This is a genomic window from Candidatus Dormiibacterota bacterium (assembly GCA_036495095.1).
In the GTDB taxonomy this organism is placed as follows: Bacteria; Chloroflexota; Dormibacteria; order Aeolococcales; family Aeolococcaceae; genus CF-96.
The window spans coordinates 1-12411 of sequence record DASXNK010000075.1 but is presented as its reverse complement, the minus strand read 5'-3'; the positions used below and the strand labels follow the sequence as shown (position 1 = coordinate 12411).

General features: G+C 73.5%; 6 protein-coding genes. 2 read left to right on the top strand and 4 right to left on the bottom strand.

Features of this window, described 5'->3' with window-relative positions:
* Both VGL20_07700 and VGL20_07695 read left to right on the top strand, forming a co-directional pair.
* Positions 1-262, top strand: a 262-nt coding sequence (locus VGL20_07700; GenBank protein HEY2703557.1) for a hypothetical protein, incomplete at its 5' end; no start/stop codon positions are given.
* A 56-nt stretch (positions 263-318) separates the two neighbouring features.
* Positions 319-1044 carry a hypothetical protein gene (locus VGL20_07695; protein ID HEY2703556.1) on the top strand — a complete coding sequence of 242 codons (726 nt, stop codon included), beginning with the start codon at positions 319-321 and terminating at the stop codon, positions 1042-1044.
* Positions 1045-1053: 9 nt separating this feature from the next.
* On the opposite strand, the gene VGL20_07690 is transcribed toward VGL20_07695, so the two are convergent.
* From VGL20_07690 to VGL20_07675, 4 genes are all read right to left on the bottom strand, one after another.
* Positions 1054-5268 (bottom strand): invasin domain 3-containing protein, encoded by a 4215-nt coding sequence (locus VGL20_07690; GenBank protein HEY2703555.1) that lies wholly within the window; start codon positions 5266-5268, stop codon positions 1054-1056.
* A gap of 186 nt (positions 5269-5454) precedes the next feature.
* A complete protein-coding gene (locus VGL20_07685; GenBank protein ID HEY2703554.1) occupies positions 5455-7596 on the bottom strand; it encodes an ATP-binding protein in 2142 nt (713 codons plus the stop codon).
* The gene (locus VGL20_07680) at positions 7596-8450 is read right to left on the bottom strand and encodes a CheR family methyltransferase (protein ID HEY2703553.1); all 855 of its coding nucleotides are present in this window, start codon (positions 8448-8450) and stop codon (positions 7596-7598) included. The genes VGL20_07685 and VGL20_07680 overlap by 1 nt, the downstream gene beginning before the upstream one ends.
* Positions 8450-12411 (bottom strand): response regulator (locus VGL20_07675; protein ID HEY2703552.1); only part of this gene is annotated, 3962 nt, incomplete at its 5' end. The genes VGL20_07680 and VGL20_07675, both read right to left, overlap by 1 nt.

Genomic DNA, 12411 nt, shown 5'->3' with positions numbered 1-12411 from the left:
CGAGTCGAGGCAGAGCCGTGCCTGCGCCGACAGCGTGGCCGCGCACGTGCTCCAGCCGGGGCAGCCGCTGACGGAGCGCGAGACCGTGGTGGCGGCGCTGCCGAGGGGCGGACCGTCCTGCGGCAGCGCCGGCGTCGACCTCACCGCCCAGGTCTTCCTGCTCGGCGCCGACCAGCTGGTGCACGCGGTGCAGGGCAGCGGCGCGCTGACGGTGGTGGCCCCGGCCTGCCCGGCGCCCACCCGCCGGGGACCGCTGGGGTAGCATCGCCGGCGCGGGCGGCGGGGGCGGTCCGATTGGCGAGGTCGGATGGTGTGGCGATGACGCGGATTGCGGCCGTGCTGGCGGCCCTGCTGCTGATGCCGGCGGCGATGATCGGCGCGCCCGTCCACTCCGCCCTCGCAGCGCCGGTGCTCCGCACCCCGCCCGACGAGCCGCCGTCGACGCCGGCGCCCGTGCCGGCGCCGGCCCCGGCCCCGGTCCCGCCGCCGGCCACGGTGCCCGCGCCGGTCCCGGTGCGCGGCCTCGCCGACGTGCCGGCCCCGCCGCCACCGGCCGCCGAGGCCGCGCCCGCCCCGGCCGCCGAGCCCGCGCCCGCGCCGCCCGCCGACGCCCCGCCGCTCGCCGCCACCGACCTGATGCCCGCGCTGCCGCCGGGCACCGGCTCCGAGCCGGCCGCCGCCGGGCCGCAGCGCTCACGCCGGCTCGCCGCCCTGGCCCCACCGGTCAGCGCGACCCAGGTCCCCCCGGTACTCCCCTGGGCGGTGGTGCCGGGCATCGCCGTGGTGCTCGCCCTGGTGCTCGCCGGCATGGTGTGGCTGGTGCGCTGGCCCTGGCGGCTCGTCGCCACCGCGCAGCTGGCGATGACCGCGCCGGTGGTGGCGGTGATCGCGCCCCCGGTGGTGGAGGCCGGCGACGTGCCGGTGATGACCCTCGGCGCCGCCGCCCAGCGGCTCCCCGAGTCGATGCAGCGCGACCTCCTCGAGCTCGCCGCCCTGCTCGAGCAGACCGACGTCGGAGGCCCTCAGACGCACCCGGAGCGCTAGGTCGATCGCCTACCCGGGGAGCCAGACCTTCCTGAGCCTGCTGCCCCTGACCCTCACCGTCGCGGCGCCGGCCCTGCCACCCAGCTCGGTCGCGGTGATGGTCACCGTGCCGGTGTCGGTGGAGGCGGTCATGACGCTGGTGGCGGTGCCGTCGACGCCGGTGGTCGACCCGCCGGTGTAGGTCACCGGGCCGAAGCTCACGGCGTCGCCGGGGCTGCTCGTGAAGGCCACGGTGTCACCGCCGACCGGGTTGCCGTGGGCGTCGGTCACCAGGGCGGTGACGGTGGCGAGGCTGCTGCCGCCGGCGCTGAGCGTCGGGGCGTGCAGGGTGACCAGCACAGTGACGGCGGGCCCCGGCGTCTCGGTGATGGTGGCGGTGGCGGAGGCGGCTCCGTCGGTGGCGGTGATGGTCTCGGCGCCGGCCGTCGTCGAGGCGGTGACGGTCGCGGTGTAGGTGCCGTCGCGGTTGTCGGTCACCGTGCTCAGCCTCAGGTCGCCGCCAGTGCTCAGGAGCACGGCGTCACCGCTGATGCGGTTGCCGTGGGCGTCGGTCACCGTGGCGGTGGTGGTCGCGGTGGAGGTGCCGTCGGCGGTCAGCGAAACCCTGTCCAGGGTGAGGGCGAGCCTGGACGCCGGCCCCGGCGTCTCGGTGAGGGTGGCGGTGCCGGAGAGGGCGCCGTCGGTGGCGGTGATGGTCTCGGCGCCGGCCGTCGTCGAGGCGGTGACGATCGTGGTGTAGGTGCCGTCGTGGTAGTCGGTCACGGTGCCGAGCCTCAGGTCGCCGCCGGCGCTCAGGGCGACGGCGTCGCCGCTGACACGGTTGCCGTGGGCGTCGGTCACGGTGGCGGTGATGGTCGCGGTGGAGGTGCCGTCGGCGGTCAGCGAGGCCCTGTCCAGGGCGACGGCGAGCCCGGACGCCGGCCCGGGCGTCTCGGTGAGGGTGGCGGTGCCGGAGACGGCGGCGTCGGACGCGGTGAGGGACTCGGTGCCGGCGGTGGTCGAGGCGGTGACCGTCGCCGAGTAGGTGCCGTCGTGGTGGTCGGTCACGCGGCCGAGCGTGACGTCGCCGCCGGTGCTCAGGGCGACGGCGTCGCCGCCGATGCGGTTGCCGTGGGCGTCGGTCACGCTGACCGTGGCCGTCGCCGTGGCGGTGCCGTCGGCGGTCAGCGATGCCCTGTCCAGGGCGACGGTGACCGTGGTCGCCGGGCCCGGGATCTCGGTGAGAGCGGCGGTGCCGGAGACGCCGCCGTCGGTGGCGGTGAGGGTCTCGGTGCCCGCCGTCGTCGACGCGGTGAGGGTGGCCGAGTAGGTGCCGTCACCGTGGTCGGTGACGCTGCCGACGGTGACGTCACCGCCGGTGGCGAGGGAGAGGTTCTCACCGCTCACCCCGTTGCCGGTGGCGTCGGTGACGGTCGCGGTGACCGTGCGGGTGGTGGCGCCGTCGGCGACGACGGTGGGGTCGGGGGTGATCCCGACCGCGATCCTCGCGGCGGCACCGGGGGCCTCGATGAGGGTCGCGGTGGCGGCCGTGGCGACGTTGAAATCGCCGGCGGTGACGGTCTCGAGCTGCGCCCGGGTCGAGGCGGTGAGGGTCGCGCTGTAGGTGCCGTCACCGTTGGCGTGGACCGGTCCGACGGCCGCCGTTCCGTCGCCGCGGCCGAGGATGACGCCCTCGCCGGTGACGCCGATGCCGTCCCGGTCGGTGACGGTGATGGTCGCCGCCGTGGTCGCCCGGCCGTCGGCGGTGATCGACGCCGGGCCGAGGCCGAGCGCGAGGGCACTGGCCCGGCCGAACTCGGTGAGGGTGGCGGAGTGGGTCCTGCCGGCGACCTTCATTGTGATCGTCCTCCGCCCCGCCGTCGCCGCGCCGACGACGTCGACACTGGCGGTGCCGGAGGCGTCGGTGGTGGCGGAGGAGCCGTGGGGGAAGGTCAGGCCGCCGTTCGACGCGAAGCCGACCCGGAGGTCGGGGACCGGGTTCCGGTCGGCGTCGGTCACCACCACGCTGGCGACGGCGGTCGAGCCGGTGCTGGCGGCGATCAGCGCGGGCGTCACCGCCGGGGTCACCATCGAGGGCGCGCCGTGCTCTCCGAGCGTCCGCGTCGCCGTGAGACCCGCGGCGGTTGCGGTGATGGTCTCCGGCCCCGGCGTGGTCGAGGCGGTGATGGTGGCGGTGTAGGTGCCGGGCGCGGACTCGCTGACGCCGCCGAGGGTGACATCACCGCTGGTGCCGAGGCTGACCGCCTGGCCGCCGACCCGGTTGCCGAAGGCGTCGGTGAGCACCACCGTGGCCGTGCCCGTCGCCGCCGGGCTGCGGTCGGTGGCGAGGCCGCCGGGGTCGAGGGCCAGGGTGATGCCGGTGGCCGCGCCCGGGTTCTCGGTGAGGGTGGCGGTGCCGGTGAGGGTGCCGCCGGTGGCGGTGACGGTCTCGGTGCCGGCGGTGGTGGAGGCGGTGACGGTCGCGGTGTAGGTGCCGTTTCCCCCGTCGGTCACCGCGCCGACGGTCGCGTCGCCGCTGGTGGAGAGGACGACGGTGCCGCCGCTGACGCCGTTCCCGTTGACGTCCGCCACGGTGGCCGTGGCCGTCGCCTCCGAGGTGCCGTCGGCGGTCAGCGAGGGCCGGTCCAGGGTGACGGCGACCGTGGTCGCGGCTCCCGGGGTCTCGGTGAGGGGGGCGGTGCCGGAGAGGGCGCCGTCGGTGGCGGTGACGGTCTCGGCGTCGGCGGTGGTGGAGGCGGTGACGGCCGCGGTGTAGGTGCCGTTCCCCCGGTCGGTGACGGTGCTGAAGATCACGTCACCGCTGCTCGTGAGGGCGACCGTGTCGCCGCCGATGCCGTTGCCGTGGACATCCGTCACGGTGACCGTGGCCGTCGCGGTCGAGGTGCCGTCGGCGGTCAGCGAGGGCCGGTCCAGGGTGACGGCGACACTCGTGGCCGCACCCGGGGTCTGGGTGGGGGAGAGGGTGCCGGCGACACCGGGCGCGGCGGACGGCGTCTCGGTGAGGGTGGCGGTGCCGGAGACGGCGCGGTCGGTGGCGGTGACGGTCTCGGCGCCGGCCGTCCTCGAGGCGGTGAGGGTGGCCGAGTAGGTGCCGTTCGCATGGTCGGTCACGGTGCCGAGGGTCACGTCTCCTCCGGCGGTGAAGGCGAGCGCGTCGCCGCTGATGCGGTTGCCGTGGGCGTCGGTCACGGTGGCGGTGGCGGTCGCGGTGGAGGTGCCGTCGGCGGTCAGCGAGGTCCTGTCCAGGGCGACGGCGACGGTGGTCGCGGGCCCGGGCGTCTCGGTGAGGATGGCGGTGCCGCTGAGGGCGCCGTCGGTTGCGGTGATGGCCTCGGTGCCGGCCGTCGTCGATGCGGTGAGGGTGGCCGAGTGGGTGCCGTCCGGCCTGTCGGTCACGGTGCCGACGGTCGCGTCGCCGCTGGTGCTGAACGCGACCGTGCCGCCGCCGATGCGGTTGCCGCTGGCGTCGGTCACGGTGGCGGTGGCGGTCACGGTGGAGGCGCCGTCGGCGGTCAGCGAGGCCCTCTCCAGGGCGACGGCGACGGTGGTCGCGGGTCCGGGCGTCTCGGTGAGGATGGCGGTGCCGGAGAGGGCGCCGTCGGTGGCGGTGACGGTCTCGGCGCCGGCCGTCGTCGAGGCGCTGAGGGTGGCCGAGTAGGTGCCGCCGTGGTTGTCGGTGACGGCGCCGAGCCTCACGTCACCGTCGGTGGCCAGGAAGACGGTCTCGGCGGGCACGCCGTGCGCGGCCGCGTCGGTGACGGCGACGGTGGCGTGCACCGTGGAGCTGCCGTCCGCCACCAGGGTCGGTGTGCCGAGCCGCACCGTGATCCCGGTGGCGGCCCCGTACTGGGTCAGGCTGGCGGTCCCGCCGGCAGCACCCGAGAGGGCGCTGATGCGCAGTGGCACCAGCGCGGTTCCGGGCCTCAGGTGCGCGGTGGCGTGCCCCAGGCGGTCGGTCCGCGTGATCGCCGACGTGGTGAACACGGAGGTGGTGTCGCCGCGCGAGCCGAAGTCGACACGCTGACCGATCGCGGGGCGACCGCCGCTGATGACGGTTGCGGTCGCGACCACGTCCGCGGTGCCGCCGGCCCGGGCGTGGCTCTGGCTGAGCGAGACGCTGACGCTCACGGTGGGCACCGCGTCCACCACCAGGGCCAGACCGAAGGCCCCGGCCGCCGCGGCGAGGAGGGAGGCTCCGGGAATTGCCCATGTCCGCAGGCTCATTCGCTCTCCAGGGGTCGTCGCCGCGAGCGCAGGACGGCCGTGCGGTGGGCGTGATCGCGTCATCAGCACCGTACCCGGCGCCCTCCCGCGTGCCAGGACTGCGGGCGCACCCGACCGGCTTCGTGACCCGCCGTTGCGCGGGTGTCATCCGATGATGGTGCCGACCGTCCGGCCGGTCCGAGCGTCCTAGCGGTCGGACGCCGCCGGTGCCGGGAGCTGGGTCGGGGCCTCGCTCTCGGACCAGGTGGGGGGGCGCAGGCTGAAGTGGAAGCGGCTGCCCTCGCGGGGCGTGCTGCGCTCCAGCACCAGCGCGCCGCCGGAGCGCTGGGCGAGATCACGGCTGATGTAGAGGCCGAGGCCGGTGCCCGGTGGGTAGCCGAGGGCGGGATCGTTGACCCGGTAGAAGCGTTCGAAGACGCGCTCCGCGAGCTCGGGGTCGATGCCGACGCCGTGGTCCTCGACGCTCACCCCCGGCGGCCGCCCGCCGGTCACCTCCAGCCGCACCCAGGGCTTCCCCGCCGAGTAGGTGAGGGCGTTGTTGATGAGGTTGTCGAGCACCCGGCCGACGTGCTCGCTGTCGGCCTCGACGGTCACCGGATCGTCCGGGAGGTGCTGCACGACGTCGGCGCCGAGCAGCGTCGCCCGCCCCTCGGCACGGCTCACCGCGGCCCGCACCGCGTCGCGCAGGTCGAAGACCTCCGGGTTGGTGGGGACCGTGCCCCCCTCCATGCTGGCGGCGAGCAGCAGGTCGTCGATCAGCCCGGTGAGCTCGGTCGCCTTGGCGTCGACCACCTCGAGGGGACGCTCCCAGCCCGGCGGGATGGCACCCATGGTGCCGTCGCGCAGCATCGAGAGGTAGCCGCGCAGCACCCCCGCCGGGGTGCGCAGCTCGTGCGCCGCCATCCGGAGGAACTCGCTCTTGGTGTTGCTCGCCTGCTGCGCCTCGTCGAAGAGCTGGGCGTTGCGCAGGGCGATGGTGGCGACGTTGCCGATCAGCAGCAGCATCTCGGTGTCGCTGGCGCTGAAGGGGTCGTCGCGGTGGCGGGTGAGCACCAGCACCGCGCTCACCCGGTCCTCGGACACCAGCGGCAGCACCGCGGTGTGGAGCACGCCGTGCAGCCGCGCCCGCGCCCGCTCGTCGACCAGGCGGAGGTCGAGGCCGCCGCCGACCACCGGCATCCGCTCGGAGATGGCGCGGCGGATCAGCGGCTGGCGGTCGAGCAGCATCCCGAGATCGTCGGCGCCGTCGCCCGCCGCGGCGCCGGCGTGGCGGCCGGCGACGCTGAGGCCGCCCTCCTCGTCGAGGCGCAGCAGCATCCCCTCGTCGGCCCGCACCGCGGCGGTGACCCGCACCAGCAGGCGGGCGAGCACCTCCGAGGGGTCGAGCGAGGCGGCGAGGTGGGCGACCAGGTCGACACCGGCGCTGAGCCGGTGGTTGAGGTCCTCGTTGAGGCGGCGCACCTCGGCCTCGGCGGCCCTGCGCTCGGAGATGTCGCGGAGGATGAGGGCGGTGATCGTGTGCCCCCCCTCGGGGAACTCGGAGATGGTCATCTCCGCGGGGAAGGGGCTGCCGTCGGCGCGCACCGCCTCCACCTCGTGGCGGTGCTCCGCTCCCCGGCCCACCGCCTTCCCGGCGCCGTCGCGCGGCGCCAGCATCTCCTCGAGGCCGTCGGGCAGGAGCACGTCGACCGGCCTGCCGATGGTCTGGGCCGCGCTGCGCCGGAAGATCTGCTCGGCGCCCCGGTTGAAGAGCACCACGTGGCGCTCGCCGTCGAGGGCGACGATGCCGTCGGCGGCGAAGCCGAGCACCGAGGCGAAGCGCGCCTCCGCCTGGAGCCGCCCCAGCTCGGAGAGCTCGAGCTGCCGGAGCAGCTCGCGCTGCTCGAGCTCGCGCAGCCGCTCGGTCTGGAGGCGGATCTCCTCGGTCTTGAGGAAGAGGTCGACGAAGACGCTCACCTTGGCGCGGAGGATCTCCGGCACCACCGGGGCGAAGATGAAGTCGACGGCGCCGAGCCGGTAGCCGCGGTCGAGGTTGGCCTCGTCGCCGCTGTAGGCGGTGACGAAGATGATCGGGGTGCGCTCCGAGCGCGCCCGCTGGCGGATCAGCTCGGCGGTCTCGAAGCCGTCCATGTCGGACATCCGCACGTCGAGGAGGATCACCGCGAAGTCGTCGGCGAGCACGTGGCGGAGCGCCTCCCGGCCGGACAGCGCCCGCACCAGGTTCTGGCCGAGCGGCCCGAGGACGGTCTCGAGCGCGGTGAGCTTGGCGGCGTCGTCGTCGACGAGCAGGACGCTGGCGACCCCGGGTTGCGGCGTGTCCCCGGCCATCAGCGCATCCGCTTGTAGAGGTTGACGTCACCGTCGTCGAGGCGGCGGAAGCCGAGCTCCTCGACGCCGGGCCCGAGCAGCTCGCGGGTGCCCAGGCCCAGGAAGCCGAACCTCACCACGCTGTCGCCGAGCACCTCGACGGCATGCCGCTGGGGCTCGCGGTCGAGGTAGATGAGCACGTTCGAGCAGAGCAGCAGGTGGAAGTCGTTGAAGGAGCCGTCGGTGGCGAGGTTGTGGTGGGCCCAGGTGATGCGCGCGCGCAGCCGGGCGTCGAGCACCGCCCACTCGCCCTCGATCCGCAGGTGGTCGAGCAGCGACCCCGTGCCCCCGGCGCGGCGGTGCGCCTCGATGTAGCCGGCCAGCCGCTGCAGCGGCACCCGTCCCTGCCCGGCCACCTCGAGCAGCTCGGGGTCGATGTCGCTCGCGTAGATGCGGGTGCGCTCCAGCAGCCCCTCCTCCTCGAGGAGGATGGCCATGGAGAAGACCTCCTCGCCGGTGCTGCAGCCGGCGTGCCAGATACGGAGCGAGGGATGGCTGCGCAGCCAGGGCACCACGTGGCGCCGCACCGCCCCGAACAGCCGGGGGTCGCGGAACATCCCGGTGACCCGCAGCGAGACGGTGCGCACGAAGCGGCGCAGGCTGTCGGGGTCGTGGAGCACGCGGTCCTGCAGCGCCGAGACCGTGGCCACCCCCTCGGCCTCCATGCAGAGGCGCAGCCGCCGGCGCAGCGCCGGGGACGCGTAGCGTCCGAAGTCGAGCCCGAACTGGCGGCGGACGCCCTCCAGGAGCAGGCCCACCTCGATGTCCTCGAGGGTCGGCGGCGCGCTGTCCGCCATCGTGGCCCGGAGCGCCATCAACGATAGAGGTGGACGCGCAGCATCGAGAGCAGCTGCTCGGTGTCGACCGGTTTGGAGATGTAGTCGGACGCCCCCGCCTCGAGGCAGCGCTCGCGGTCGCCGCGCATCGCCTTGGCGGTGAGCGCGATCAGCGGCAGCTTCTGGTACTGGGACAGCCGCCGGATCCGCTCCATGGTCTCGTAGCCGTCCATCTCCGGCATCATGACGTCGACGAGCGCGACGTCGATGTCGGCGCGCGACTCCAGGGCGGCGAGCGCCTCGGCGCCGGTCTCGGCGGTCACCACCTCCATGCCCTGGCGCTCCAGCACCGCGGTGATGGCAAAGACGTTGCGGATGTCGTCGTCGACCACCAGCACCCGCCGGCCGGCGAGCTGGTTGTCGACCTGGCGCGCCGAGCGGAGCATCTGCCGCTTCTCGACGGGCAGCTCGGTTTCGACCCGGTGGAGCAGGTGGGTGACCTCCTCGAGCAGCCGCTCCGGGGAGCGGACGTCCTTGATGACCACGCTCTTGGACACCTTCCGCAGCCGGGTCTCGTCGCGGCGGCCGAGCTCGCCGGCGGTGTAGATCACCACCGGCATCCCCCGAAGCGACACCTCGTCCTGCACCTTCTCGATCACCTGGAAGCCGCTGATGTCGGGCAGGCCGAGGTCGAGCACCATGCAGTCGAAGCGCTCGCGGGAGAGCGCGGCCAGCGCCTCGGCGCCGGTCGCGGCGGTGGTGATCTCCACGTCGTCGCCGGCGCAGAGCTCGACGGTGTGGGCGCGCTGGGCCTCGTCGTCCTCGACGATCAGCAGCCGCTTGACCCGCCGCTCGATCGAGCCGTGGATGTCGTCGAAGAGCCGGTCCAGCGTCTCCTTGGCGGCGGGCTTGATCAGCGAGCTGGTGGCACCGGAGCGGTGGGCGCGCACGTTGTCCTCGTCGATCGAGACGATGTGCACGGGCACGTGGCGGGTGTCGGGGTTGTGCTGCAGCCAGTCGAGCACGGTCCAGCCGCTGAGGTCCTGAAGGTGGATGTCGAGGGTGATGGCGTCGGGCCGGAACTCTCGTGCAAGCGACACCGCCTCCTCGCCGTGCAGCGCCACCACCGCCTTGAGCCGGCGCTGGTTGGCGATGTCGAGGAGCACGCGGGCGAAGTTGAGATCGTTCTCGACGATGAGCACCACCCGGTCGCCGGGGCGCACCGCGTAGCGGTCGTCCTGGATGTCGGTGATCGGGATGGTGATCGGCGACTCCGCCACCTCGGTCGAGCCGGGGGCGGGGGCGCTGATGCCGGTGGTCGCGGTCGCCCGCGAGCCGTTGCCGTCGCCGGTGCGGGCGGGGGCGACCTCGGTGGGCGCCGGGCGCTGCCGGCCGGGCGCCGCCGCGGGCGCGGCCGCGGTGAGCGGGAGGTAGACGGTGAAGGTGCTGCCCTTCCCCGGGCTGCTCTCCACGGTCACGTCGCCGTGGAGCAGCCGGGCCAGCTCGCGGACGATCGAGAGCCCGAGGCCGGTGCCGCCGTACTTGCGGCTGGTGGTGCCGTCGGCCTGCTGGAAGGCCTCGAAGATGAGCCGCTGCTTCGACTTGGCGATGCCGATGCCGGTGTCGGTGATGCTGAAGGCCACCACCGCCGACGCCGCGCTGAGCTGCTCGTGATCGCTGCGCCAGCCCGAGGTGGCCCGGGTGGCGCGCAGCGTCACCGAGCCCGCCTCGGTGAACTTGAAGGCGTTGGCGAGCAGGTTGCGGAGCACCTGCTGGAGGCGCTTCGGATCGGTCTGCAGGGTGGGCGGCAGGCCCGCCTCGACCTCCACCGTGAAGGCCAGGTCGCGACCGGTGGCGACGTGACGGAAGCTGCGCTCGATGTCCTCGAGCAGCTCGGTGATGCTCTGGTCGGCGAGGTCGAGCGAGACCGTGCCCGACTCGATCTTGGAGAGGTCGAGGATGTCGTTGATCAGCGCCAGCAGGTCCTGGCCCGAGGCCCGGATGATGTTCGCGTACTCGACCTGCTTGTCGGTGAGGTTGCCGTCGGTGTTCTCGGCGATGTGCTGGGCGAGGATGAGCAGGCTGTTGAGCGGTGTGCGCAGCTCGTGCGACATGTTGGCGAGGAACTCGGACTTGTACTTCGAGGTCAGCGCCAGCTGCTCCGCCTTCTCCTCCAGGGCGTGGCGGGCGGTCTCCACCTCGACGTTCTTGCGCTCGACCTCGGTGTTCTGCTCGGCGAGCAGGCGGGCCTTGTCCTCGAGCTCCTCGTTGGTCTGCTGCAGCTCCTCCTGCTGGCTCTGCAGCTCGTGGGCGAGCGACTGCGACTGCTCGAGCAGCGACTCGGTGCGCATGTTCGCCTCGATGGTGTTGAGGACGATGCCGATGTTCTCGGTGAGCTGGTCGAGGAAGTCCTGGTGGGTGGGGGAGAAGCGGTTGAACGACGCCAGCTCGATGACCGCGCGCACCTGGCCCTCGAAGAGCACCGGCAGCACGATGATGTTGAGCGGCGGCGCCTCGCCGAGCCCGGAGGTGATCTGCACGTAGTCGGCGGGCACCTGGGTGAGCAGGATGCGCTCCTTCTCCAGCGCGCACTGGCCCACCAGGCCCTCGCCGAGGCGGAAGGTGGTGGCCAGGTGCTTGCGCTCGCGGTACCCGTAGCCGGCGTGGTAGCGGAGCACGGGCGGATCGCCGTTGCGGTGCTCGGCCATGTAGATGACGCCGTGCTGGGCGGTGACCAGCGGGGCCAGCTCGGAGAGGATCAGCTTGGCGACGGTGAGCAGGTCGCGCTGACCCTGGAGCATCGAGGTGAACCGGGCGAGGTTGGTCTTGAGCCAGTCCTGCTCGGTGTTCTTCTCGGTGGTCTCCCGCAGGTTGCGGATCATCGCGTTGACGTTGTCCTTGAGGACCGCGACCTCGCCGCTCGCCTCGACGCCGATCGATCGGGTGAGGTCGCCCTCGGTCACCGCGGTGGCCACGTCCGCGATCGCGCGCACCTGGGTGGTGAGGTTGGCGGCGAGCTGGTTCACGTTGTCGGTGAGGTCCTTCCAGGTGCCCGCCGCGCCGGGCACGCGCGCCTGGCCGCCCAGCTTGCCCTCGACGCCCACCTCGCGGGCCACGGTGGTGACCTGGTCGGCGAACGTGGCCAGGGTGTCGGTCATGTTGTTGATGGTGTCGGCGAGCGCCGCGACCTCGCCCTTGGCCTCCACGGTGAGGCGGCGCTTGAGGTCGCCGCCGGCCACCGAGGTGACCACCCGGGCGATGCCGCGCACCTGGTCGGTGAGGTTGCCGGCCATCATGTTGACGTTGTCGGTGAGGTCCTTCCAGACCCCGCCGACGCCGCGCACCTGGGCCTGGCCGCCCAGCTTGCCGTCGGTGCCCACCTCGCGGGCGACGCGGGTCACCTCCCCGGCGAAGCTGTTGAGCTGGTCGACCATGGTGTTGATGGTGTTCTTCAGCTCGAGGATCTCGCCGCGGACGTCGACGGTGATCTTCCGGCTGAGGTCTCCGTTGGCGACGGCGGTGGTGACCTCGGCGATGTTGCGGACCTGGCCGGTGAGGTTGCCGGCCATCATGTTCACGTTGTCGGTGAGGTCCTGCCAGACGCCGCCGACGCCCTTGACCTGCGCCTGCCCGCCCAGCCGCCCCTCGGTGCCCACCTCGCGGGCGACGCGGGTGACCTCGCCCGCGAAGCCGTTGAGCTGGTCGACCATCACGTTGATGGTGTCCTTCAGCTCGAGGATCTCGCCGCGGACGTCGACGGTGATCTTCTTGCTGAGGTCGCCGCGGGCCACCGCGGTGGTGACCTCGGCGATGTTGCGCACCTGGGCGGTGAGGTTGCCGGCCATCATGTTCACGCTCTCGGTGAGGTCTTTCCACGTGCCGCCGGCGCCCTTGACGACGGCCTGGCCGCCGAGCTTGCCGTCGGTGCCGACCTCGCGCGCGACGCGCGTCACCTCGCTCGAGAACGAGCGGAGCTGGTCGACCATGGTGTTCATGGTGT

What these genes read in the sequence shown, in the direction of transcription:
- VGL20_07695 (HEY2703556.1), top strand. Translation starts at nt 319, where the DNA reads ATGACGCGGATTGCGGCCGTGCTGGCGGCCCTGCTGCTGATGCCGGCG.
- VGL20_07690 (HEY2703555.1), bottom strand. Translation starts at nt 5,268, where the DNA reads ATGAGCCTGCGGACATGGGCAATTCCCGGAGCCTCCCTCCTCGCCGCG.
- VGL20_07685 (HEY2703554.1), bottom strand. Translation starts at nt 7,596, where the DNA reads ATGGCCGGGGACACGCCGCAACCCGGGGTCGCCAGCGTCCTGCTCGTC.
- VGL20_07680 (HEY2703553.1), bottom strand. Translation starts at nt 8,450, where the DNA reads ATGGCGCTCCGGGCCACGATGGCGGACAGCGCGCCGCCGACCCTCGAG.